Annotated in this window: 20 protein-coding genes and 1 pseudogene; 2 read left to right on the top strand and 19 right to left on the bottom strand. The window is 56.0% G+C overall.

Features of this window, described 5'->3' with window-relative positions:
- The 16 genes and pseudogenes from carB to rpsB form a co-directional block, all read right to left on the bottom strand.
- Window positions 1-2,847: pseudogene (gene carB, locus Q1M54_RS15450) on the bottom strand (carbamoyl-phosphate synthase large subunit); the annotation flags it as partial.
- A gap of 1 nt (window position 2,848) precedes the next feature.
- A complete protein-coding gene (gene carA / locus Q1M54_RS15445) occupies window positions 2,849-4,012 on the bottom strand; it encodes a glutamine-hydrolyzing carbamoyl-phosphate synthase small subunit (RefSeq protein ID WP_300559083.1) in 1,164 nt (387 codons plus the stop codon).
- A gap of 199 nt (window positions 4,013-4,211) precedes the next feature.
- Window positions 4,212-4,985 carry an RNA methyltransferase gene (locus tag Q1M54_RS15440; RefSeq protein ID WP_300559080.1) on the bottom strand — a complete coding sequence of 258 codons (774 nt, stop codon included), beginning with the start codon at window positions 4,983-4,985 and terminating at the stop codon, window positions 4,212-4,214.
- Window positions 4,982-5,599, bottom strand: coding sequence for a ribonuclease HII (gene rnhB, locus Q1M54_RS15435; RefSeq protein ID WP_300559077.1), 618 nt, complete (start codon window positions 5,597-5,599; stop codon window positions 4,982-4,984). Before rnhB ends, Q1M54_RS15440 begins: the two co-directional genes overlap by 4 nt.
- Window positions 5,571-6,689 (bottom strand): lipid-A-disaccharide synthase, encoded by a 1,119-nt coding sequence (gene lpxB / locus Q1M54_RS15430; protein WP_300559086.1) that lies wholly within the window; start codon window positions 6,687-6,689, stop codon window positions 5,571-5,573. The genes rnhB and lpxB overlap by 29 nt, the downstream gene beginning before the upstream one ends.
- Window positions 6,690-6,745: 56 nt before the next feature.
- The gene (gene lpxA, locus Q1M54_RS15425; RefSeq protein WP_300559074.1) at window positions 6,746-7,540 is read right to left on the bottom strand and encodes an acyl-ACP--UDP-N-acetylglucosamine O-acyltransferase; all 795 of its coding nucleotides are present in this window, start codon (window positions 7,538-7,540) and stop codon (window positions 6,746-6,748) included.
- A 5-nt stretch (window positions 7,541-7,545) separates the two neighbouring features.
- Window positions 7,546-7,992: a 3-hydroxyacyl-ACP dehydratase FabZ gene (fabZ, locus tag Q1M54_RS15420; protein WP_300559071.1), complete on the bottom strand. Its 447-nt coding sequence runs from the start codon at window positions 7,990-7,992 to the stop codon at window positions 7,546-7,548.
- 2 nt (window positions 7,993-7,994) lie between these two features.
- Entirely contained in the window at window positions 7,995-8,981 is a 987-nt protein-coding gene (lpxD, locus tag Q1M54_RS15415; RefSeq protein ID WP_300559068.1) for a UDP-3-O-(3-hydroxymyristoyl)glucosamine N-acyltransferase, read from the bottom strand.
- 23 nt (window positions 8,982-9,004) lie between these two features.
- Window positions 9,005-9,523, bottom strand: coding sequence for an OmpH family outer membrane protein (locus tag Q1M54_RS15410; protein ID WP_300559065.1), 519 nt, complete (start codon window positions 9,521-9,523; stop codon window positions 9,005-9,007).
- Window positions 9,523-11,802, bottom strand: coding sequence for an outer membrane protein assembly factor BamA (gene bamA / locus Q1M54_RS15405; RefSeq protein ID WP_300559062.1), 2,280 nt, complete (start codon window positions 11,800-11,802; stop codon window positions 9,523-9,525). The genes Q1M54_RS15410 and bamA overlap by 1 nt, the downstream gene beginning before the upstream one ends.
- 214 nt (window positions 11,803-12,016) lie before the next feature.
- Window positions 12,017-13,210 (bottom strand): 1-deoxy-D-xylulose-5-phosphate reductoisomerase, encoded by a 1,194-nt coding sequence (locus tag Q1M54_RS15400; RefSeq protein ID WP_300559059.1) that lies wholly within the window; start codon window positions 13,208-13,210, stop codon window positions 12,017-12,019.
- A gap of 16 nt (window positions 13,211-13,226) precedes the next feature.
- Window positions 13,227-14,075, bottom strand: coding sequence for a phosphatidate cytidylyltransferase (locus Q1M54_RS15395; protein ID WP_300559056.1), 849 nt, complete (start codon window positions 14,073-14,075; stop codon window positions 13,227-13,229).
- Between the two features lie 72 nt (window positions 14,076-14,147).
- Entirely contained in the window at window positions 14,148-14,708 is a 561-nt protein-coding gene (frr, locus tag Q1M54_RS15390) for a ribosome recycling factor (RefSeq protein WP_300559053.1), read from the bottom strand.
- 24 nt (window positions 14,709-14,732) lie between these two features.
- Window positions 14,733-15,455 carry a UMP kinase gene (pyrH, locus tag Q1M54_RS15385; protein ID WP_300559050.1) on the bottom strand — a complete coding sequence of 241 codons (723 nt, stop codon included), beginning with the start codon at window positions 15,453-15,455 and terminating at the stop codon, window positions 14,733-14,735.
- A 59-nt stretch (window positions 15,456-15,514) separates the two neighbouring features.
- Window positions 15,515-16,411 carry a translation elongation factor Ts gene (tsf, locus tag Q1M54_RS15380; protein ID WP_300559047.1) on the bottom strand — a complete coding sequence of 299 codons (897 nt, stop codon included), beginning with the start codon at window positions 16,409-16,411 and terminating at the stop codon, window positions 15,515-15,517.
- 78 nt (window positions 16,412-16,489) lie between these two features.
- The gene (rpsB, locus tag Q1M54_RS15375; protein WP_300559044.1) at window positions 16,490-17,236 is read right to left on the bottom strand and encodes a 30S ribosomal protein S2; all 747 of its coding nucleotides are present in this window, start codon (window positions 17,234-17,236) and stop codon (window positions 16,490-16,492) included.
- A 216-nt stretch (window positions 17,237-17,452) separates the two neighbouring features.
- Between rpsB and Q1M54_RS15370 the strand changes: the two genes are divergently transcribed.
- Together Q1M54_RS15370 and Q1M54_RS15365 are read left to right on the top strand one after the other, a co-directional pair.
- Window positions 17,453-18,808, top strand: a complete 1,356-nt coding sequence (locus Q1M54_RS15370; protein ID WP_300559041.1) for an amidase — start codon at window positions 17,453-17,455, stop codon at window positions 18,806-18,808.
- A 4-nt stretch (window positions 18,809-18,812) separates the two neighbouring features.
- Entirely contained in the window at window positions 18,813-20,315 is a 1,503-nt protein-coding gene (locus Q1M54_RS15365) for an NAD(P)H-hydrate dehydratase (RefSeq protein WP_300559038.1), read from the top strand.
- 340 nt (window positions 20,316-20,655) lie between these two features.
- On the opposite strand, the gene Q1M54_RS15360 is transcribed toward Q1M54_RS15365, so the two are convergent.
- The 3 genes from Q1M54_RS15360 to Q1M54_RS15350 all read right to left on the bottom strand — a co-directional run.
- Complete coding sequence (locus Q1M54_RS15360) at window positions 20,656-21,516, bottom strand: FkbM family methyltransferase (protein WP_300559030.1); 861 nt, start codon at window positions 21,514-21,516, stop codon at window positions 20,656-20,658.
- Window positions 21,506-23,374 (bottom strand): peptide transporter, encoded by a 1,869-nt coding sequence (locus tag Q1M54_RS15355; RefSeq protein ID WP_300559028.1) that lies wholly within the window; start codon window positions 23,372-23,374, stop codon window positions 21,506-21,508. The genes Q1M54_RS15360 and Q1M54_RS15355 overlap by 11 nt, the downstream gene beginning before the upstream one ends.
- Window positions 23,375-23,385: 11 nt before the next feature.
- Window positions 23,386-24,547, bottom strand: a 1,162-nt coding sequence (locus tag Q1M54_RS15350) for a YDG domain-containing protein (protein ID WP_300559025.1), incomplete at its 5' end; no start/stop codon positions are given.

Below are 24,547 nucleotides of genomic sequence, written 5' to 3'. Positions count from 1 at the left end.
GTCGGCTTTGGTGGAACGTGGCAGCTTGGTGCCTGCACCCATTTGACTCTTTACAAAAGCCTCGCCAAAAGTCTTGCCCACACCCATGACTTAGCCAGTGGACTTCATCTCGGGGCCGAGGATGGTGTCCACTCCGGGGAACTTCACAAACGGGAAAACAGCTTCTTTCACGCTGAAATAAGGTGGCGTAACTTCTTTGGTGATGCCTTGGGACGCGAGCGTTTGACCTGCCATGCAACGCGCCGCCACCTTGGCCAGTTGAATGCCCGTGGCTTTGGACACATAAGGCACGGTGCGCGAAGCGCGGGGGTTGACCTCCAACACATAGATCACGTCTTGCCCATCCACATGCTGTATGGCGAACTGCACGTTCATCAAACCGACCACGTTCAAGGCCCCTGCCATGGCGGCCGATTGGCGCTTGAGCTCGTCAACCGTGGCAGCCGACAACGAATAAGGCGGCAGCGAGCAAGCCGAATCACCGCTGTGCACACCCGCTTGTTCGATGTGTTCCATCACGCCGCCGATGAAGGTCTTGCCTTCGGGGTCACGCAAGCAATCCACATCGCACTCGATGGCGTCGTTCAGGAAACGGTCCAGCAGCACAGGCGAGTCGTGCGACACCTTGACCGCTTCGCGCATGTAGCGCTCTAGGTCGCGCTGCTCGTGCACGATTTCCATCGCGCGGCCACCCAGCACATAGCTGGGGCGCACCACCAGGGGGTAACCCAGGGCTGCGGCTTTTTCCAAAGCCTCAGACTCGGTACGCGCAGTGGCATTGGGCGGTTGACGCAGACCCAAGTCTTGCAGCAATTTTTGGAATCGCTCACGGTCTTCGGCCGCATCGATCATGTCAGGGCTGGTGCCGATGATCGGTACACCGGCCGCCTCCAACCCCAGTGCCAATTTCAAAGGCGTTTGACCGCCGTACTGGACGATCACACCAGCTGGCTTTTCTTTGTCAACGATTTCAAGCACGTCTTCCAGGGTGACGGGCTCAAAGTACAAACGGTCTGAGGTGTCGTAGTCGGTGGACACGGTCTCGGGGTTGCAGTTGACCATGATGGTTTCGTAACCGTCTTCGCGCATGGCGAGTGCTGCGTGCACGCAGCAGTAGTCAAACTCAATGCCCTGACCGATTCGGTTGGGGCCGCCACCCAGCACCATGATCTTCTTGTTGGTCGTCGGTTCGGCTTCGCACTCGCCGTCACCATGGCCTTCGTAGCAAGAGTACATGTAAGCGGTATCGGTCGAAAATTCGGCCGCGCAGGTGTCAACGCGCTTGTAAACAGGACGGATGTTCATCGCATGGCGACGGGCACGCACCACATGCTCGGTGGTCTTGAGCAACTTGGCCAAGCGGCGGTCCGAGAAGCCCTTCTTCTTGAGCGCACGCAATTCGTCGGCCGTGATGGCTTCGAGTGTGGTGGTTTCCAATTCCAGTTCGATCTTGACGATCTCTTCAATCTGCACCAGAAACCAAGGGTCGATTTTGGTCAAGGCAAACACCTCGTCCACGCTCAGGCCCATGGCAAAAGCATCACCCACATACCAGATGCGCTCGGGGCCGGGCTCGCCCAGTTCCTTTTCGAGCACTTCGCGGTCTTGGGTCTTCTCGTTCATGCCGTCCACGCCCACTTCCAGACCCCGCAGGGCTTTCTGAAAGGACTCTTGGAAGGTGCGGCCCATGGCCATGACCTCACCCACTGATTTCATTTGGGTGGTCAAGCGGCTGTCGGCGGTTGGGAATTTCTCAAACGCAAAACGCGGAATCTTCGTCACCACGTAATCGATCGATGGCTCGAAAGAGGCTGGCGTAGCACCGCCCGTGATGTCATTGCGCAATTCGTCGAGGGTGTAGCCCACAGCCAGCTTGGCCGCGACTTTGGCAATGGGGAAACCCGTGGCTTTGGAGGCCAAGGCGGAGGAACGCGACACGCGGGGGTTCATCTCGATGACGACCATGCGGCCGTCTTTGGGGTTGATCGAGAACTGCACGTTGGAGCCGCCGGTGTCCACACCGATCTCTCGCAAAACAGCCAAAGAGGCGTTGCGCAAAATCTGGTATTCCTTATCGGTCAACGTTTGGGCAGGGGCCACGGTGATCGAGTCGCCGGTGTGCACGCCCATCGGGTCCAAGTTTTCGATGGAGCAAACGATGATGCAGTTGTCCGCCTTGTCGCGCACCACTTCCATCTCGTACTCTTTCCAGCCGAGCAAGGACTCTTCAATCAACAACTCGGTGGTGGGCGAAGCCTCCAGACCGCGTTTGCAAATGGTCTCGAACTCTTCAGGGTTGTAAGCAATGCCGCCGCCCGTGCCGCCTAGCGTAAAGCTGGGGCGGATGACTGTTGGGAAACCCAAGGTCTTTTGCACGTCCCACGCTTCTTCCATGCTGTGGGCGATGCCGGAACGCGCAGAGCCCAGACCAATTTTGGTCATGGCGTCTTTGAACTTCAGGCGGTCTTCGGCTTTGTCGATAGCCTCTGGCGTCGCACCAATCAGCTCAACCTTGTACTTCTCGAGCACGCCGTTGTGCCACAAGTCCAAAGCGCAGTTGAGTGCGGTTTGCCCCCCCATGGTGGGCAAGATCGCATCGGGGCGCTCTTTGGCAATGATCTTCTCAACCGTCTGCCAAGTGATGGGCTCGATGTAGGTCACATCGGCCGTGGCCGGGTCGGTCATGATCGTGGCGGGGTTGCTGTTGATCAAGATGACTTTGTAGCCCTCTTCGCGCAAGGCTTTGCAGGCCTGCACGCCGGAGTAGTCGAACTCACAGGCCTGACCAATGATGATCGGGCCGGCGCCAATGATGAGGATACTTTTGAGGTCGGTGCGCTTTGGCATGTTATTTCGCCTCCATCAGGTGGATGAAGCGGTCAAAGAGGTAAGCAATGTCGTGTGGGCCGGGCGACGCTTCGGGGTGACCCTGGAAGCAGAACGCGGGCTTGTCGGTGCGGGCCAAGCCCTGCAAGGTGCCGTCGAACAAAGAGACATGCGTGGCACGCAAGTTGGCTGGCAAGGACTTCTCGTCCACCGCAAAACCGTGGTTTTGGCTGGTGATGGACACGCGCCCGGTGTCGAGTTCTTTCACAGGATGGTTGGCACCGTGGTGGCCAAACTTCATCTTGAAGGTTTTCGCACCGCTGGCCAAGGCCATGATTTGGTGACCCAGGCAGATGCCGAATGTGGGGATGCCGGTTTCAATCAGCTCAGCGGCGGCTGCAATCGCGTAATCGCAAGGCTGGGGATCACCAGGACCGTTGGACAAAAAGATGCCATCAGGCTTGTGCTTGAGCACCACTGAAGCGGGCGTCTTGGCTGGCACCACGGTGACTTTGCAGCCGCGATCGGCCAACATGCGCAGAATGTTTTTCTTAACGCCGTAGTCGTAGGCGACCACATGAAACTTGGGCGCTGTCAAGCTTCCATAGCCTTCGCCCAAAACCCACTCAGTTTGTGTCCACTCATACGATGTGGACACCGTGACTTCTTGCGCCAAATCGAGGCCCGCCATGTTGGGCGCCCCTTTGGCTGCTGCCACCGCTTGATCGATCAAAACTTGCGTAACTTCTTGACCTTTGGCCAAGCCCACAATGGCGCCGTTCTGGGCGCCCTTGGTGCGCAAAATGCGGGTCAGTTGACGGGTGTCGATGTTGGCGATGGCCACCGTACCCGCATCAGCCAAATAGGCGCAGAGGGTTTGGTTGGATCGAAAATTGCTGGCGATCAATGGCAAATCTTTGATGATCAAGCCAGCGGCATGGACCTTATCGGCTTCGATGTCTTCCACGTTGACGCCATAGTTACCGATGTGCGGGTACGTCAAGGTGACGATCTGCTGGCAATAGCTGGGGTCGGTGAGGATTTCCTGGTAGCCGGTGAGCGAGGTGTTGAACACCACTTCACCGACTGTGGAGCCGGTGGCTCCAATCGAGTTGCCGATAAAGACCGTGCCGTCTGCGAGCGCCAAGATGGCGGGCGGGAAGGTTCCCTGAAGAGACAAAAGCACTGGGTTCTCCGGATAAGTTCGGGTACGCCTCAGCACTCACCAGAGATGTGATCTCTTTTTGGCTGCTTGTTCGAGGATTGGGCCTAGGATGGACTGTGGCGTACAGGTTGATGCGGGAAAGCCCACCATTATAGCTGAGGACTCAATGAAAACCCTGAGGTATCTGGCCTCTAAGCGTGGTTTAGCTAATCCAAAATCATCACAAAACAGCCGTTGCACTGGCATGCAAACAAATAGCGGCAGCGGTGGCAACATTCAAAGATTCTTCACCACCTGGCTGGGCTATGCGGACTTGGTGCTGCGCCAACGCCAACAAAGAATCGCTGACACCCTGCCCTTCATGGCCAAAAACCCAAGCACCTACTGCAGGTAACTCGCCGCGGCGCAACAATTCGTGTAAATAAGCTCCTCCGTGCACGTTGGTGGTCAAGATCGGCAGTTGCAAAGCGGCCAATTCGCTTTCATCGACCGACTCCACCAAGCTCAAACCAAAATGTGCGCCCATGCCAGCTCTGAGAACCTTGGGAGACCACAAAGCAGCCGTCCCCTTGATGGCTAAAACTTGCCGGTAACCGAACGCTGAGGCGCAGCGCAAAATAGCGCCCACATTGCCTGCGTCTTGCACGCGATCGAGCACAACGGTGGCAACCGCCGGCAAAACCTGTTTTTCAGCCGCCCAACCAACCACAAAACCCATGCGAGCGGGCGACTCCAAGCCGCTCAGGCTCGAGAAAATGACATCCGGCAATACAAAAACCTGATCGGTCACCCCAGACCACGGTTCACCCTGCTCCGCCCAAAAGGACTCGGTCAACACAAGCTGCAAAGGGCGCACGCCGCGCTCAAGGGCCGCACGGCATAAATGATCGCCTTCCAGCCAAAACTGTCCTACTTTTCGGTAAGCAGTGGACTCTTGGGCCAACCGCCGCCAAGCCTTGACATGGGGGTTGTCTCGGGATGTGATCAACTTCAACGCACACTCCTGGCCACTGGGGCAAACGTCATTCTGTGACAGTCTGAGGGACCATGCGCTTGCAATGCGGCCATGTGCTGCGCCGTGCCATACCCCTTGTGTTGGTCAAATCCGTAAATCGGATGGCGCAGGTGCATCGCATCGCACAAACGATCACGATGGACCTTTGCCAAAATAGAGGCTGCGGAAATCGCTGGCACCAACGCGTCTCCTTGCACGATGGCTTCAGCCCTCACGGACAAAGTGGGCAAGCGGTTGCCATCTACCAAAACCAGCTTAGGGGGCAAACGCAAAGCCTCAACAGCCCGCTTCATGGCCAACAGTGTCGCCTGCAAAATGTTCAGCTGGTCAATTTCTTGAACACTCGCCTCGGCAATGGCAAAACACAATGCCCTCGCCCGGATTTCGTCAAACAACCCCTCCCGACGCTTGGCAGTGAGTTTTTTGGAATCGTTCAATCCAACAATTGGATTCATTTCGTCCAAGATCACTGCTGCCGCAACAACAGGCCCTGCCAAAGGACCGCGACCCGCTTCATCGACCCCAGCCACCAAACCGGGAACATGGAAACAAAGCGCTGACTGTTCAGCGTGCAAGAACTTTTTCGAGGGCATGGGTTGAGAGTTGGGCTGTATCAAGTTGCAATGAAAGATGCAATTGATGAAATCGAGATTGCAATGCGTCAATACGATCTGGCGCAGACAGCCATGCCAAACATGCTTTTGCCAAGGCATCAGGCGTACAGCGATCCTGTAAAAATTCTGGCACAACAAAATCTTCACACAAAATATTGGGCAAACCCACCCAAGCTTGAAGTTGTTGTCGCCTCATGATCTGCCAACTGAGCCAGTTCATGTGATACCCAATGACCATGGGACGCTTGAACAAAGCCGCCTCAAGCGTCGCCGTGCCACTGGCAATCAAAGTGACATCACACGCGGCCAGCGCTGCGTGTGATTGGCCCGAAAGCAGCTGCAAATTGGGCAAACCACCCGCAGCATGGATCAAAGCCTGCAAGCGTGGCAACAAACTGGGCACTGCAGGCAGCACAAATTGCAAAGCGGAATTTTGTCGCTGCATGATCCGAGCAGCTTGAATGAAGCGTGGGGTTAAATGTTCAATTTCAGACAGGCGACTGCCCGGCAAAATAGCCACCACAGGCCTTTGCGCATCGAGTCCCAAAGTTTGACGGGCTGCTGAACAATTGGCATACAGAGGAATGGTTTGCGCCAAAGGATGCCCGACATAAGTAGCCTCTATGCCGGCTTGAGCCAACAACGCAGGCTCAAACGGGAAAATGCAAAGCATGTGGTCAACGCTGAGGCGGATTTTCTCAATCCGCTCAGGCCGCCAAGCCCAGATAGAGGGACACACGAAATGGACCGTCGGAACACCTGCAGCCTTGAGGTTGGCTTCCAAATCAAGATTGAAGTCGGGCGCATCAACGCCGATGAACACATCAGGCGGCTGAGCCAGCAAACGCTCACGAAGCTGATTGCGAATGGCGACGATCCCTCTGTAATGGCGCAAAACCTCGACATAACCACGAACCGCCAGTTTTTCATGAGGCCACCAAGCCTCAAAACCCAGCGAACGCATTCGAGGCCCACCGATACCGAAACCACGCGCTTTCGGCCAATGCGATTGCAAACCTTGGATCAGCAAACCGGCCAGTAAGTCGCCAGAGACTTCTCCGGCCACCATGGCAAAGGACAAAGCCCCCGAGGGGGCTTTGTCGACAGAAACAGGCTCGGATTGGGTCAACGCACGATCCCACGTTGTGGGGAGGCCGCCTTCAAAAAATCGAGCATCATGTTCACATCGGGCTGCACCTCAGGTTTGGCTTCGGACAAAGAACCAATGCGGACCATGGCGTCACTGAGCGATAAGCCATCTCGGTACAAAGCTTTGTGCATGGCTTTGACGGCACCCATTCGCTCAGCAGAAAAACCCCGTCGGCGCAAACCTTCAAAGTTCATTGAACGTGCTTGGGCAGGCTGGCCCTGCGCCATGACAAAGGGTGGCAAGTCAGCAAACAACAATGAGTTCATGGCGGTGAAGCTGTGAGCCCCGATGCGGCAAAACTGATGCACGACGGTAAATCCCCCCAAAATCACCCAATCACTCACCACCACATGGCCAGCCAGCTGTGTGTTGTTGGCAAAGATTGTGTGGTTGCCCACTTGGCAATCGTGGGCCAAATGAACATAGGCCATGATCCAATTGTCATTGCCCACAGATGTCAGAGCACGATCACCGGGAGAGCCGATGTTGAAAGTACAAAACTCACGAATCGTGTTGCGGTCTCCGATCACCAACTCACAAGGCTCATCCTTGTATTTTTTGTCCTGAGGCACCGCACCCAAAGAATTGAACTGAAAAATTCGATTGTCTTGACCAATCGTGGTGCGCCCCTCAATGACACAGTGACTCGCCACACGGGTACCCGCACCGATTCGAACATGGGGACCAATCAACGTGTAGGGGCCCACCGAAACCGAGCTGTCAAGTTCAGCCCCAGGACTGATGATGGCCGTTGGATGAATGTTGCTCATACAGATCAAGCCTGAGGGATTTTCCGCATGGTGCACATCAACTCTGCTTCCGTCGCGATGTCATCACCGACCTTGGCACGTGCTTTGAATTTAAAAATACCTGACTTCATACGGTCAAGTTCAACTTCCAAGATCAGCTGATCACCCGGCTCCACTGGCCGTTTAAACCGTGCACCGTCAATGCCTGCAAAGTAATAAACGGTTTGATCATCTGGTGTCTCGCCCAAAGTATCAAAAGCCAATAAAGCAGCTGCTTGGGCCAAAGCTTCAAGCATCAAAACACCTGGCATCACAGGACGATGCGGAAAGTGTCCCTGAAAATGTGGCTCATTGATGGACACGTTTTTGAGTGCCTTGATGCGCACGCCTTTTTCGATTTCCAGCACGCGGTCAACCAGCAGGATGGGGTAACGATGGGGGAGCTGTTTTAAGATTTTATGGATATCCATCATGCTCAGGTTTCCTTGTTGTTATGAATGTGCGCTTCAAGTGCTTTGATGCGGTCACGCAAGCGGGACAACTGCTTGAGACTGGCCGCATTTTTTTCCCAATTGGAATTGGTATCCAATGGAAACATGCCCGTGTAATTTCCTGGCTCCGAAATAGAGCGCGTCACCACCGAAGCTGCCGAAATATGGACATGATCCGCCAAGGTCAAATGACCCAAAACCACCGCGCCACCACCCACTGTGCAATGCGCACCAATGCGGGCACTGCCTGCAACCCCCACACAACCTGCCATGGCCGTGTGAGCGCCAATGTGAACGTTGTGACCAATTTGAATCAAGTTGTCGAGCTTCACGCCGTCTTCAATGACCGTGTCATCAAGGGCACCCCGATCGATACACGTATTGGCGCCAATTTCAACATCATCGCCAATGCGAACAGCACCAAGCTGCTCAATTTTTTCCCACTGGCCTTGGTGAAGTGCAAAGCCAAAACCATCGGCGCCTACCACCACACCCGCATGCAAAATGCAACGCGCACCCACAACACACCCCTGCGAAAGCGTCACCCTTGACTTAAGGACAGTGCCGGCGCCAACGCGAGTGCCCTGCTCCAAAACACACAAAGGGCCAATCACGGCATCATCGGCAACATCAGCTTGGGGGTGAATGACGGCACTGGGATGTATGCGAGGCCCTTGATGAAGTGCGTGAGTTTGTTTCCACAAACGTGTCAATCTGGCAAAGTACAGATAAGGGTCCTCGGTCACTATCAGTGAGCGACCTGCTGGAGCCAACGACTCAAAAGCCGGCGCAACAATAATGCACCCTGCTTGGCTTTCGGACAACTGCTTTTGATACTTAGGGTGGCTCAGAAAAGCGATGTGTTGGCTTTGCGCTGTCTGCAGTGGGGCCAACGCTTCGATAGACAGCTCCGGCGAACCCAAAAGACGCCCACCGAGCCGATCAACAATGGTCGATAGTGTCAACGACACAATGAAACGTCAGGGAAAAACCGTTACTTGCCAACCGAGGCATTGAGGGCCTTGATGACTTTGTCGGTGATGTCGTGTTTAGGATGGATATAAACAGCTTCCTGAAAAATCACATCATATTTTTCGGATTCAGCGACCTGCTTGACAGCGCGGTTGGCTCGCTCCACGACGATTTGTTGCTCTTCATTTTTGCGGGCATTCAGGTCTTCCTGAAATTCACGACGCTTGCGTTGAAACTCCCGGTCTTGGTCGAGCAACTGCTTCTGTCGGGCCGTACGCTGAGACTCTGCCAGAGTCGGCGCCTCACGTTCAAAACGCTCAGAAGCTTGTTTTAAAGCATTCCCGCTGTCCACCAACTCTTTTTCACGGCGAGAAAATTCTTGTTCCAATTTGGCTTGGGCTTGCTTGGCCGTGGCGGCTTCACGAAAGATACGCTCTGTATTGACAAAGCCCAGCTTGATGTCTTGGGCCTGGACGGTGAAGGTCAACAAGGAGGCCACGATGGCACATGCCAAGGCAATTTTGGGATGAATCGAGTTCATTAGAAGGAAGTTCCAATTTGGAATTGCAGACGTTGGATTCTATCGTTTGTCTGCTTGACGATAGGGGTTGCGTAAGAAAAGCGCAGTGGCCCCATGGGCGAGATCCAGCTCAATCCCACACCCGCGGAAACGCTCAGTTTATCCAAAGACAGTTCTTCGTTGGCACCGAACGCACGGCCCGCATCGGTGAAGCCAAACAACCTCAAGGTTTTGTCATTGCCAGCACCTGGGAAGGGGGTGATGAACTCAGCGTTAAAGACCAATTTTTTAGAGCCACCCGGGAAAAAGGTTGATGCGTTACCAGAGCTATCAGGTTGTGGACCGAGTGTGTTTCTTTCAAAACCGCGAACACTGCCCAATCCGCCTACATAGTAGTTTTTAAGTAAAGGAAAAGCTTGGCCGTTCAGTCCTTGTCCCAAGCCCACATCGGCATTGAATGCGAAAGTGTATTTTTTTGTTAAAGGAATGTACTGTTGGAACTGATAACTGGCACGGGCGTAGTGGGAATCGCCAGCCAAGCTCACATCCGAATTGAATCTTTGAAGAGCGCCTCGGGTGGGTACCAAGGCACTGTCACGTCTGTCTCTGGCCCACCCCAACGTGATAGGCAATGCGGTTTGCTTTTCAATGTAGGGGCGCAGCAATTCGGGCATTTGAATGCCCACACCCTCTTTGACTTGGGTTTGCTCAGCATTGACACCCAGAAATACAGTGTCTGTTTCGGTCACAGGAACACCAAAGCGCGTGCCAACACCCGTGTTGATGATGCGATAAGAGTTGATGTTGCCAAAAAATGGCCGCGTTGTCCTGTGGAACATATCAAAGGTTCTGGAAATGCCGTTCTGGGTGTAGTAAGGGTTGGTGGTGCTGATCACCAGGTTTTGGTTAAACCGGCTGGTGTTGACTTCCACTGCCAAAAAATTACCAGAGCCAAACGCATTGTCCTGACGAATGCCGAAGTTAAAGGCAATCTTTTCAATAGACGAAAAACCAGCGCCCAAAGAAATACTGCCGGTTGGCTTTTCGGTCACTGTGAACAACAAATCCACCTGATCCTGCGTTCCTGGCACCTCCATGGTTTCCACATTCACGCTGGTGAAGTAACCCAAGCGGTCCACCCGATCACGCGACAGACGAATTTTGTCGCCGTCATACCAAGAAGACTCCAGTTGACGAAACTCACGGCGAATGACTTCGTCTCGCGTGCGGTCATTGCCTGCCACTTGAATACGCCGAACATAAGCGCGGCGGGACGGCTCGGCCTGCAACACAAATTGGACGCGGTTGTTCTGACGGTCAATCACCGGCTTGGCCTCAACGCGGGCAAAAGCAAAGCCAAACTTGCCAAAATACTCGGTGAATGCTTTGGTGGTCTCAGCCACGGTTTCAGCGTTGTAGGGCTTTCCCACAGCGATTTTGATCAGGGCTTTGAACTCATCATCGCGCTCCAAGTAATTGCCCTCCAGAGTCACCCCTGAAGTGATGAAGCGTTCACCCTCGGTGATGTTGATGGTGATCGACATCTCTTGTTTATTGGGCGACATGGCGACTTGGGTGGAGTCAATGCGAAACTCCAAAAACCCACGAGACAAGTAATAAGAGCGCAGGGCTTCCAAGTCAGCGTTCAGTTTGGTTCGCGAGTAGCGATCTGACTTGGTGTACCAACTCATCCAACCACCCGTGTCCAAATTGAACTGATCGCGCAATGTTTGGACGGTAAATGTCTTGTTGCCAACCACCTCAATCTGTCCAATTTTTGCAGGACCACCCTCCGTGATGGTGAACGTCAAATTCACACGGTTACGGTCTACCGGCGTGGTGGTTGAGACAACCTCAGCACCGTACAAACTGCGGCTGATGTACTGCCGTTTGAGCTCTTGCTCGGCCCTGTCAGCCAAGGCCTTGTCAAATGGGCGGCCCTCCGCCAAGCCAATGTCTCTCAAAGCTTTGGTCAAAACATCCTTGTCAAACTCCTTGAGACCCACAAACTCTACTGAAGCTACCGAAGGACGCTCTTCGACAACCACCACCAGCACATCCCCCTGCGTTTCCAAGCGCACATCCTTGAAAAGACCGAGTGCGAAAAGTGCACGAATGGCCGCAGCACCTGTGTCGGTCGTGTAACGGTCACCCACCCTCACCGGCAAAGAGGCAAACACAGTACCGGGTTCGATACGCTGCAGACCCTCGACCCGAATGTCGCGCACTGTGAAAGGCTCAACAGCCAAAGCAGGCAGGCTGATCGCAGCCAAAGCCATGGCCTTGAAAGCAAAAGACATGCAATGGAGACGGGAATCAAATAAATTCATGGTGCAATCATTCAGGGAGCAGTTTGCAATCGGGAGCGAAAAACTTGTAGACCTCAAGGCAAAAACCCACAAGCCAAGTTCTCATGCTTCCAAGCGAAAGCGTGTTAATTCTTTTGCAGTACATCAAAAATCATTCAAGATAATACATCAGGAGACATCGGCAAAAGCCCATTCATCATGCCCATCAGTTCAGATGCAAGATACTTTGCTCGGCCTGGCGACGACTGCTTGTATCCAAGTCCAACAAGGCTTCCAAGCACTTCGGCTCAGAAAATGAAAGGCCGTCCAAAGTGGCTCGATTGACATCCTGAATCTGGTCAAAACGGATGCGTTTGTTCAAAAAAGCATCCACTGCGACTTCGTTGGCTGCATTCAAAACGGCACAACTGCCAGGTGCCCCCCGCAAGGTCTCCCAAGCGAGCTGGATGCCGGGAAAACGCAAGAGATGGTCCGGCTCATCCATGGCCTCAAATGTCATGGCCGATAAAGCGTGGAAATCAAGCGCTTGAGCCCCTGAGGTCATTCTTTCAGGCCAACTCAATCCATAAGCAATGGGCACCCGCATATCAGGTGTGCCCAATTGCGCCACCACCGAGTGATCCCGATACTGCACCATGGAGTGGATGACACTCTGGGGGTGAATAACAACTTCCAGCTGATCGGGCGACATGCCAAAAAGATATCGCGCCTCAATCACCTCCAGAGCCTTGTTCATCATGGTGGCCGAATCTACCGAAATCTTGCGCCCCATCACCCAGTTGGGATGCGCGCAAGCCTCTTCGGGGGTCACGTCTCTGAGCGTTCGAGGGTCTCGTGCGCGAAATGGACCGCCAGAGGCCGTCAAAATGATTTTTTGAACCCGCCTTTGCCACGTGCTGGGGTCTTCGGGCAAAGACTGAAAAATGGCTGAATGTTCACTGTCGATGGGCAACAACAAGGCTCCGCCATCGCGAACAGCTTGCAAGAAAACTTCACCGCCAACAACCAAAGCCTCTTTGTTCGCCAACATGAGTCGCTTGCCCGCTCGGGCTGCAGCGATGCACGGGGACAAGCCTGCCGCTCCGACAATGGCAGCCATCACCGCATCCACCTGAGGCGCTGAAGCCACTTGGTCCAAAGCCTCAGCGCCCCATAAGACGCGCACAGACAAACCTTCGGCCTTGGCTTTTTCTGCCAACAATTGACCCGCATCCTCTTGCACCATCACCGCCACTTCGGGCAAAAAACGGGCGCACTGGGCCAACATCACATCCACCTGACTTGAGGCGGTCAACGCATGGATTCGGTATTGCCCTGGGTGACGGGCCAAAACATCCAAGGTACTGACGCCAATCGATCCGGTCGAACCCAAGATGGTGATGCACTGGCCTTGCTTCATGAGCTATGTCTCCTGTTCAAATCCAAACCACCAACATCATGGCCAAAGGCAATGTCGGCAACAAGGCATCGACCCGGTCTAAAACACCACCGTGTCCGGGCAACAATCCCGAGCTGTCTTTCATGCCGGCACTGCGCTTGACCAAGGACTCCACCAAGTCGCCCATCACGCTCATGGCCGACATGAACAGCAAAGCCGGCACAACTACCCACCAGCCTTTTTCCATGATCAACGTGAAGAAACTGGGCATGGCCGAAGCACCGCTTTGGTCAAATGCGACCCAAGCAAAGGCCACCAAAAAAACGCCCACGATACCGCCTAGAACACCCTCCCAGCTTTTACCAGGGCTGATCGATGGGGCTAACTTGATGCTGAAAAAACGTCCGCCGAGCGCGCGGCCAAAGAAATAAGCAAAAACGTCTGCCGCCCAAACCAGCACCAGCACAGACAAAAGGAAGTTGACGCTTTTTTGGTGTGCCTGAGCCAGAGCCAACCAAGCCAGTGCCAGCAAAACCAAGCCGGTCAACCAGCGCAATGTGCGCGGCCAAAGGGCCCAGCCGGAAACACCACGCTGAATCATCCAAGCACCCAACAGAACCCACATGGCTCCTGCCAACAGCCACAAATGGGGCGGCGTGTTACGCACCCAGCCCACTTGAAGTGCCATGACACACGACAGCACGCACAACAAAGCACCCAACCAAGCCCGCAGGGAGCCTACGCCATTGAGTCGCCCCCATTCCCAAGCCCCAGCGCCAATCAACACAACGGTAAGCCCCATGAAGGGCCAAGGGCTGACCGCGAAAAGTGCGGGCAAAAGCAGGGCCAACAGGACGACAGCAGTGATGACACGTTGTTTGAGCACGAACTCTCCAAAAAAAAAGCCGCCTGAAGGCGGCCATTCAGGCCGCGGCACAGCACGGCACTGAAAGGATGGTTACACCGCCATGATTTCTTGTTCTTTGGCGGTCACCAACTGATCAATTTCGCCCATACGTTTGTCAGTCAGTTTCTGGATATCGGCTTCGGCACGCTTTTGATCGTCTTCAGAAGCCTCCTTGTCCTTGACCAGTTTTTTGACCGCTTCATTGGCATCACGGCGCAAATTTCGGGTTGCAATTTTGGCGTTTTCGCCTTCGCTACGGGCCAGCTTGGTCATTTCTTTGCGGCGCTCCTCGCTCATGGCGGGCATGGGCACGCGGATCAACTCACCCAGCGAAGCTGGGTTCAAACCCAATTCGCTTTCGCGGATGGCTTTTTCAATCTTGGCGGCCATGCTCTTTTCCCATGGCTGCACACTGATCGTGCGCGAATCCATCAACGAGACATTGGCCACTTGCGACAAAGGCACCAGCGATCCGTAGTATTCCACATGGATGGTGTCCAGCAAGGCAGGGTTAGCGCGTCCGGTACGAATCCGTGTCAGGTTGTTTTTGAAAGCCGAAATGGACTGCTCCATTTTGGTCTCGCAGGTTTTTTTGATGTCAGCAATGGTCATGGGGTTCTCCTCGTCAGAACGTTCTCAAGCATAAACCAAGGTGCCTTCATCCTCACCCAGCACCACGCGCTTGAAAGCGCCGTTCTTGATGATCGAAAACACTTTGATGGGCAACTTTTGGTCGCGACACAATGCAAAAGCTGTAGCGTCCATGATGCCTAAATTACGGGATATGGCTTCGTCAAAACTAATTTCAGTGTAACGGGTCGCATGCGGGTCTTTTTTCGGATCGGCCGAGTAAACACCATCCACCTTGGTGGCCTTCAGCACCAATTCGGCGCCGATTTCGGCCCCACGCAATGCAGCGGCAGTGTCTGTGGTGAAAAACGGATTGCCCGTACCCGCAGCGAAAACCACCACTTTGCCCTCCTCCAAATACTGCAAAGCCTTGGGTCGAACATAAGGTTCAACCACTTGGTCAATGCCGATGGCCGACATCACGCGAGCGGTCAAACCCGCTTTGTCCAAGGCGTCAGCCAAAGCCAAAGAGTTCATCACGGTGGCCAACATGCCCATGTAGTCTGCAGTGGCACGGTCCATACCAACCGAGCCGCCAGCCACACCCCTGAAGATGTTGCCCCCACCGATCACCACCGCTATTTGCACACCCAGTCGCGTCACCTCGGCTATTTCTTCGGCCATGCGCACGATGGTGGCTCGGTTGATACCAAAAGCATCATCGCCCATCAAGGCCTCGCCAGACAGCTTGAGCAAAATACGCTTGTAGGCTGGCTTGGGTGAGGACATGGTGGGCTCCTGGGTGATTAACTGGGTCAAAGAAATGGCAAATCAAGAGGTCAATGAAATCAGGCAGCTGCGCTTTGAGCAGCAGCCACTTGGGCAGCCACTTCGGCTGCAAAGTCATCCACCTTCTTCTCGATGCCCTCGCCAACCACGTAGAGTGTGAAAGCACTCACAGTGGTGCTGGCCGCCTTGAGCATCTGCTCAACGGTTTGCTTGTCATTCTTGACGAATGACTGGTTGAACAAAGAAACTTCTTTGAGGTACTTTTGCACCGAGCCTTCGACCATTTTGGTGGCGATATCGGCTGGCTTACCAGACTCGGCTGCTTTGGCTGCGGCAACTGAACGCTCTTTTTCGATCAGCTCGGCGGGCACTTCAGCGCTGGTCAAAGACACAGGCTTCATGGCAGCAACGTGCATGGCAACGTCTTTGGCGGCCGTCTCGTCACCCTCGAACTCCACCAACACGCCGATGCGGGTACCGTGCAAGTAGTTGGCAATCTTGGCGCCACCAGCGGCGCGCTTGAAACGGCGGAAGCTCATGTTCTCACCAATCTTGCCAATCAGCCCTTTGCGAACATCTTCCAAGGTCGGGCCAAAGCTGTCTTGGCTGTAAGGCAGAGCGCCCAAGGCAGCGATGTCAGCCGGGTTGTGCTCAGCAACCAATTTGGCAGCGGCATTGGCCAAAGCTAAAAAGCTGTCGTTTTTGGTCACGAAGTCGGTTTCACAATTCACTTCGATCATGGCACCTGTGGTGCCGCTCACAAAACTGGTCACCACGCCTTCGGCGGTCACGCGCGAAGCGGCCTTGCCAGCCTTGGTGCCCAATTTGACGCGCAGCAACTCTTCGGCTTTGGCCATGTCGCCTTCGGCTTCAGTCAGGGCTTTTTTGCACTCCATCATGGGGGCATCGGTTTTTGCGCGCAGTTCTGCAACCATGCTTGCGGTAATAACAGCCATTTGATTTCTCCGTATTCAGTCTAAAAGTCAAATTAAAAAAAAGGGGCCGATAAGCCCCTTTCATCGAGTCTTGGAAACTCAGGCAGAAGCAGTTTCTTCGGCTTGGTCGTCTGCGGCCTCGGTGACAGCTTTGACCACATCATTGACCGCATTGGCGCGGCCTTCGATGATGGCGTCAGCGATGCCACGTGCGTACAAAGCCACGGCCTTAGCCGAGTCGTCGTTGCCGGGGATGATGTAGTCGATGCCTTCTGGTGAGTGGTTGGAGTCCACCACACCGATCAATGGGATGCCGAGTTTTTTGGCTTCAGAAATGGCAATCTTGTGGTAGCCAACGTCGATCACGAAAATCGCATCAGGCAAAGCGGCCATGTCTTGGATGCCGCCGATGTCTTTTTCAAGCTTTTCCATCTCGCGCTTGAACATCAGTTGTTCTTTTTTGCTCAGGCTGTCGAGGCCGACTTCTTGCTGGGCCTTCATGTCCTTCAGACGCTTGATCGAGGTCTTGACGGTTTTGAAGTTGGTCAGCATGCCGCCCAACCAGCGTTGGTCGACGAAAGGCACACCAGCGCGCTGGGCTTCGGCAGCCACCAACTCACGGGCTTGGCGCTTGGTGCCGACCATCAGAATGTTGCCGCGGTTGGCGGACAACTGCTTGGCGAACTTGATGGCATCCTGGAACATCGGCAGCGATTTTTCCAGGTTGATGATGTGGATTTTGTTGCGGTGGCCGAAGATGAACGGGGCCATCTTGGGGTTCCAGAAGCGGGTTTGGTGACCGAAGTGGACACCGGCTTCCAGCATTTCGCGCATGGTAACGGACATAAAAATACTCCAAAGGTTGGGTCTAAAACCAGTCCACTGATTGCGTCAGGTTGAACAACCAAACGAAACACCTTGATGGGACTGGTTTGCGGATGAACTTGGCAGGTTTGACGAGGAAGTTCGGAAAAGTCAAAAATGACACCCAAAAGACATGCGCCGCACTCAGCAAAGCCTTAGGATTATAGCATCCAGACTTCGCCAAAAGCACCTCTCCACATGAAAGCTGACCTGATTGCCACCCGCCAAGCCATTCGCGCGGGCAGCGCGCATCCAAAGACAGAAGCTGAAAACTGCTTGGGGATAGCGGCAAGCCATGCTTGTCAAGATGTTTTCATTCAGCTGACCCCAGAAGCCTTGAAATTTGCAGCAGATCATCACAATTTGGACAACAGTCCCCTTGCCGGACTTTCAGTCTCGGTCAAGGACCTCTTTGATGTCCAGGGTCAAGTCACTCAAGCGGGCTCTCAAGTTTTGGCCCAGCAGCCCCCCGCCAAACAAGACGCCATGGCAGTGAGCCGACTGCGGGCCGCAGGCGCGGGCCTGATTGGGCGCACCAACATGGTGGAATTTGCCTTTTCAGGCGTGGGCACCAACCCCCACTACGGCACACCCGCCGCCTGGGACGGGCTCTATGACCGGCCCGTTGGCACCGCCGGTCAGCCCCATGTGCCCGGCGGCTCCAGCTCGGGCGCTGCCGTGTCGGTGGCCACGGGCGCCGCCTTCATCGGGTTGGGCTCCGACACGGGCGGCTCCATCCGGGTTCCCGCAGCCTTGAACGGCATTGTGGGCTTCAAAAACACAGCCCGCAGGGTACCCACCCAAGGCGCCTACCCGCTTTCCACCACCCTCGACACGATTTGCGCCGTGACCAGAACTGTGCGCGACACCATCTTGGCCCACGAAGTGCTGTCGGCCAGACAGGTCCCCAAAGGTCACCGCCCACTATCTGGCTACCGTTTGGCTTTTGTCACAACTCTCATGCAGGACAACATGGACACGGCCGTGACGCGAGCTTTTGAACGTAGCCTGAATAAGCTGAGCGCAGCTGGCGCACAGATTGAACAGATAAAGCTGTCTGAACTGAATGAATTGGCACCCATGATGAATACAGGCGGCTTCAGCCCAGCCGAGGGTTTTGCCTTGCACCGCGAACTGATCGGCAGCCATGGCGATCTCTACGATCCGCGTGTGGCGCAGCGCGTGATGCGCGGTTCAGCCATGAAGGCCCATGAATACATGGACCTGGTGCAAGCCCGGCAAAGCTGGATTGGCCGGGTCGAAGCTGCGCTGGTCGGTTACGACGCCGTGCTCTCGCCCACCACCCCCATCACCGGGCCCACCATCAGCCAGGTCGCCCCCGGGGCCGAGCGCGACGCAGAATTTTTCCGGGTCAATGGCCTGCTGCTGCGCAACACCAGCGCTGTGAACACCCTGGACGGCTGCGGCATCTCCCTGCCCTGTCACGCCCCGGGCGAATTGCCAGTGGGCCTGATGGCCTGGCACGCGGCCATGCACGACGACACCATCTTGCAGCTGGCCTTGCTGCTCGAACCCCTGCTGCAAAGCCACTGAATCCATGCAGCCCCTGCCCCGCTCGCACGACTGGCCCATCCTGGGGCCTGAAGGTGTGCGGCAGCTGGAGCCCCTGCTGCAGGCGCTCAGCCCCACACCGCTCATGCAACGCGCGGGGCTGGCTTGTGCCCAATTGGCCTTGGCCGTGGCGCCGCACGCCCGGCGCATCTGGGTGGCCGCAGGGCCGGGCAACAACGGCGGCGACGGCCTGGAAGCCGCACTGCACCTGCACCAATGGGGCAAAGAAGTGGTGGTCAGCCTGCTGGCTGCACCCGGGCACTGCCCAACAGATGCCCTAGCGGCCCTGCATCGGGCGCAGCAAGCGGGCGTTCGCATCCAGCACGACGTGCCCCAGGCCTGGCTGCAAACGCTGGATGCACACGATCTGTGCATCGACGCCCTGCTCGGCATCGGAGCCAGCCGCCCCTTGACCCCCGACATTCGAGCCCGCGTGCAGGCCATCAACTACAGCCCAGCCCAGGTGCTGTCCATCGACGTGCCCACGGGCCTGCACCCGCAGTCAGGCCAATGGCTGGGCTGCGAAAACGCCGACACCGCGGCCGTGCAGGCTAGCCACACCTTGAGCCTGATTGCCCTGCAGGCTGGACTGCTCATGGGGCATGGGCGAGACGCCAGTGGCCTGATCTGGCTGGAAGACTTGGGTTACCACGCCAGCCCGCACCGCGTGCAGCCCGTGGCCCAGCTCAACGCCCCTTGTGCGCCAATGCCCAAACACCACGCCAGCCACAAAGGCAGCCACGGCGATGTGGCCGTGATCGGCGGAGAAGGCATGGCCACACACGGCATGGGCATGACCGGCGCCGCCATCCTGGCCGCCACCGCCGCCCTGCACGCGGGTGCCGGGCGGGTCATCTTGAACCTGCTGTCAGGCCAGACCAGCGACAACGCGCCCCCAGATCTGATGCAACGCCAGTTCGATCCACTGGCGCTGGACACACTGCATGTGGTCTGCGGTTGCGGCGGCGGCACGGCCGTGCAAGCCCTGATGCCCCAAGTACTGCAGCGCAGCGCCCACTTGGTGCTGGACGCCGATGGCCTCAATGCCGTGGCACATGACACCGCACTGCAAAACAGTCTGCGGCAACGCGCAAAAAGGCAAGACCGGCCTCATGACACCGTCCTCACCCCACACCCCCTGGAAGCCGCCAGACTGCTGGGCTGCAGCACGGCCCAAGTGCAAAACGACCGCATCCAATCCGCACAAGCGTTGGCTGACCGATACCAATGCACCGTGGTCCTGAAAGGCTCGGGCACCGTGATCGCCGCGCCCGCACAAACGCCGCGCATCAACACCAGTGGCAACGGCCGCCTGGCCATTGGCGGCACCGGCGATGTGCTGGCCGGGCTCATTGGCGCCCGCATGGCGCAAGGCCTGAACGCCTTCGACGCCGCCTGCGCCGCGGTGGCCCAGCATGGGCAACTGGCCGACAACTGGCCCCCCAACCAAGCCCTCACCGCCAGTCGCTTGGCCTCGCGTCTGACCTGACCCCACAAGCCGATTTCCCCGCTCCCACGCGTCATGTTGAACCTATACGCCCGCGCGGCTTGCGCCGGCTCCACCGCAACCTAACAGGTCATCCATTGCAGCGACAACTGCGCAGGCATGGCTAGGCTTGCAATGCGTTCAACTACTCGACTGGGCTCATATCAGAACGGTTGCGCAACTTTATTGAGTGGCGCAATCGCCAACTTCACTTGCTCTATAGCCTGCTGAGCTTGCATGCGTGCAACACCCGCTGCCGTCATGTCAGACAGCCTCTGTTCAGACGAGCATCCGCGGAGAAAATTTTCTCGAATCCACTTCAGCCATACGGGTGTCATTTGAATCACAGCGACTTGTTGTTTGAAGAATTTAAATGTGTCACATATCGACTCACGCCGTTGTCTATGGCGCCACGCTGCTCCAGCACCTCCAAGCAACGCCCGCTCAAATCAATGCTGCCATAGCAGTGGTGCATCAACAGGCACAGGTGCTTAAGCTGCTCGTCACTCATCTTGATCGGATCAATGAAGTCTTTGACATACACCACATCTGCTTCCAGTAGCTGGTGATAGCCGCGGCCTGCTGCCGGTTGATATTGCAGCGGCCCTACCGGCCAGGTCTTGACCTGGCTAAAGCAGTGCGGCACAAAGCCGAGCTTGCGCAGTGTGACATCAATGTCCCCAAACACGGGCTGCTGGATGTACATGGGAATGAACGACACTTCGGTCTGGATGGCGACGGCGTTCTGCAGCTGCCTTATGCCACCCAAAAAAACATCTCTCTCAGCACCTTGAACGTCAATTTTCAACATATCAAAGGGTTGCAACTCGGCAATATCGTCGAGCTTGCGGGTCTGCACGGACAAGGTGTCTATGACGGTTGCGTTGTCCTGGAACTGACTGAACACCCTAAAGGCCTCGGGCCTCGGATACAACAGACTGGTCCAGCCCGAATACCGGCAAATGTTGAGCACACGTTCGTCGCCAGCCCCCAAGGCATAGGGCAAATAGGTTTCTGCGCTGCTTTTTTTCTGCTCCAGCTCCGCCAATGCTGACGCCTGTGGCTCAAACCCTGTCACAGTACAAAGCCCGGCCTCCAGCATGGCTTTGTAGGGCGGATCACCGTCTATAGGGTTTGCTCCCACATCAACCACGTGCGTGAGCCTGCCGGGTTGCAGCAGCTTGCGCAGGAAATCAGACTGCATGCTCAGGCACCGCTATGCGGGCTGCCTTAGCCTTTTCCAGCAACGCCAGTATTTTTTCGCCCATGACAGCGGGGCGTCCCTCAAACAGCACGTCCACTTTGGCGGGGCCGGCATACCGACCCCTGAGCGCCACCCGCTCCTGATGGTTGGAAGCCAGACGGACGGCGGCATTGACGTAGTCGTCCACCGTATCGGTAACCAACCAATCGGGCAAGCCCAGGCGCTTGAACAAACCTTCATCAATGTGTTCATGCACTTCGGAACCGGTCTTGCAAACACCCACCAGCCCTGCACTGACCGTGTCAATGATGCCGTTGGTGTTGCCAAAGGGGAACGGGTTGATGAACATATCGCAACCCGAGATCACGGCCATGTAGTCGGCATAGTTCTGATGCGGATAGACAGTGACCCGATCACCCAGATACTGGTGCACCACGCGCTGTACATTGGGATAGGTCAAGCCCTGTGCCTGCCCTATCAGAAAATGGAAATACACCGGCACCTGGCTCTCATGGGCGATTCTTGCGCAGGCTGCGAGAAACCCGGGGTTGAGCTTCATGGTGGTGGCGCACATGGCAATCTTCACCACCTCGGGCTGCGCATCGGGCTGGCGCATCACATCCAACCCGGCTGCCGCCGCCGAGGGCCGATAGGGCATGCCATCGCTTGGCAGCTGCAGCAGCTGTTCACTGAAGCAGGCTGGGTCACCCACATAGTCTTCTTCCACCACAACATAGTCGATCGCGTCTGAATGGCTGGTTGCCGGGTGGCCCAGTGCCATCAACTGCAGTGGAGCGACCCTGAGATTGGCAAGCCACATGGTCAAGGGGAACATGCCGACACTTGGCATGTAACAGACAGCCGCATTTCTGTCTTCGGCCTCGGTCTTTATCAACTTGACCTGGTCAATCACTCCCACGTTGCGGTCAATCGGCACAAAGGCATCAAACACCTTGAGCGTGGTCTCGTCGACACAATCAGCATAGGCCATGGCCACCAATTCAAAGTGGGCCCGTGCCGCCTCCATGGTGCGTGAATGGGTTCGATAGATGGAATGTGCGCTGCTAAACCACTCCAACACGACCAGCATGACCGGCTTCTTGTCTATGGCAGGTTTGCCACTTACCCGGTCTGTCACACCGTGTTGCTGCAATTTCCGTCTGATCAAGGCGTTGATCGGCTTCTTGATGTCGTGCTTGTCTGCGCGGTCGGCATAGCTGCAGTGCATGTAGAGGTCGTGTAATACACCCATAGGTAACTGCTCGACATCATCCACCTGATCGAGCCTCTCGCTTAGCCAAGGCAAAATCAGCTCACGTTTGGTGTGGGCTGCTGACGACCCCAAAAACCTAGGCGAAAGCAGCACCAAGCACAAACCCGCAGCCAATACTTTGTCGCCAGCCCAAAGCGCATCCAAATCGAGGGGCACCTCAGACTCTGGCGAATAAAGCAGACAAAACTTCAGCAGGTCGGCCTCTCCCACCACCAGCTTGGTTAGATCGCCCTTATCCTCCTGTTTGTTCAAGGCACGCATCACATGGTCGGCGTTTCTAAACGGCGTGGCCGCAAACAAAGCTGACAACCAACGATGGCTAGACAAAATGCGTTGACGCCACTCAGGCGAAAAAAACAACTCATGGTCGGACAGTAAACACGAAGCAGCAGCAGCGGCTCGTGTCCATACATGCTGATTAACCTCTTGCTGCGATACCGCTTGAAGCACAACCGCGTGGAAATCAGATCCCACATGTCCGTAGTTCGAATCCAAGTCTTGGAGAAGCGCGACAAGTTCGCGCATCCCCATTTCTCGGTCTCGAGTGTAAGCCAGAGCCTCAAATTTTTCGAGTGAAAAAGTCATAGGCTTTGGGCTTAGTTGCCACCCTTCTTTTCATCCGCATCGTCACGGAAGGTGGGCACGTCAACTGGCAATGAAATACCGCCGCGCGTCACGGCTACCAACGAAGGTGCTGTTCTAGCGCCCACCTCACTTGTGAACACGCGTGGTGCAGAGGTGGTGATAGGCCCAGTCGTCAATGTGCTCTCGTTAGACGAGAGCTCACGTGCCAATGACAACTGCGTAGCCGCTGGCGTGACCAAGTACGCGGTTGGCGTTGGCGTTGGCGTTGGCGTTGGCGTTGGCGTTGGCGCTGCAGTGATGTCGGCCGTGGCGTTGGCTGTGCTGCTCACCAGGTTGTAGTTGCCCGCATCCGTGCCTCCCAAGGTAATGCCCGTGATGCTCACGCTCTTACCCGCACCTGCGTTCTTGTCTGCAAACGCTCCGCTGGCTGCGCTCACGTTCAACACGTCTGAGCCAATCTTGCCCGTAAAGCCCGCCGCGCTGGTGTTCAGCGTGGCCGTCGTCGTCGCGTCGTACACCTTGTTGGCTGCAGTGATACCGGTCACGGCACTGATGTCAGCTTTGCTGATATCCGCTGTCGTGCTGGCTGTGCTGCTCACCAGGTTGTAGTTGCCCGCATCCGCGCCTCCCAAGGTAATGCCCGTGATGCTCACGTTCTTACCCGCACCTGCGTTCTTGTCTGCAAACGCTCCGCTGGCTGCACTCACGTTCAACACGTCTGAGCCAATCTTGCCCGTGAAGCCCGCCGCGCTGGTGTTCAGCGTGGTCGCCGTGGTCGCGTCGTACACCTTGTTGGCTGCAGTGATACCGGTCACGGCACTGATGTCAGCCTTCGCAATGTCAGCCGTGGTGCTGGCTGTGCTGCTCACCAGGTTGTAGTTGCCCGCATCCGTGCCCCCCAAGGTAATGCCCGTGATGCTCACGCTCTTACCCGCACCTGCGTTCTTGTCTGCAAACGCTCCGCTGGCTGCGCTCACGTTCAGCACGTCTGAGCCAATCTTGCCCGTGAAGCCCGCCGCGCTGGTGTTCAGCGTGGTCGCCGTCGTCGCGTCGTACACCTTGTTGGCTGCAGTGATACCGGTCACGGCACTGATGTCAGCTTTGCTGATATCCGCTGTCGTGCTGGCTGTGCTGCTCACCAGGTTGTAGTTGCCCGCATCCGCGCCACCCAAG

The organism is Limnohabitans sp. Rim8 (genome assembly GCF_943326455.1).
Classification (GTDB): Bacteria; Pseudomonadota; Gammaproteobacteria; order Burkholderiales; family Burkholderiaceae_C; genus Limnohabitans_A.
Note: the sequence above shows the minus strand (reverse complement) of the source record. Positions and strands in the feature narration are given on the sequence as shown.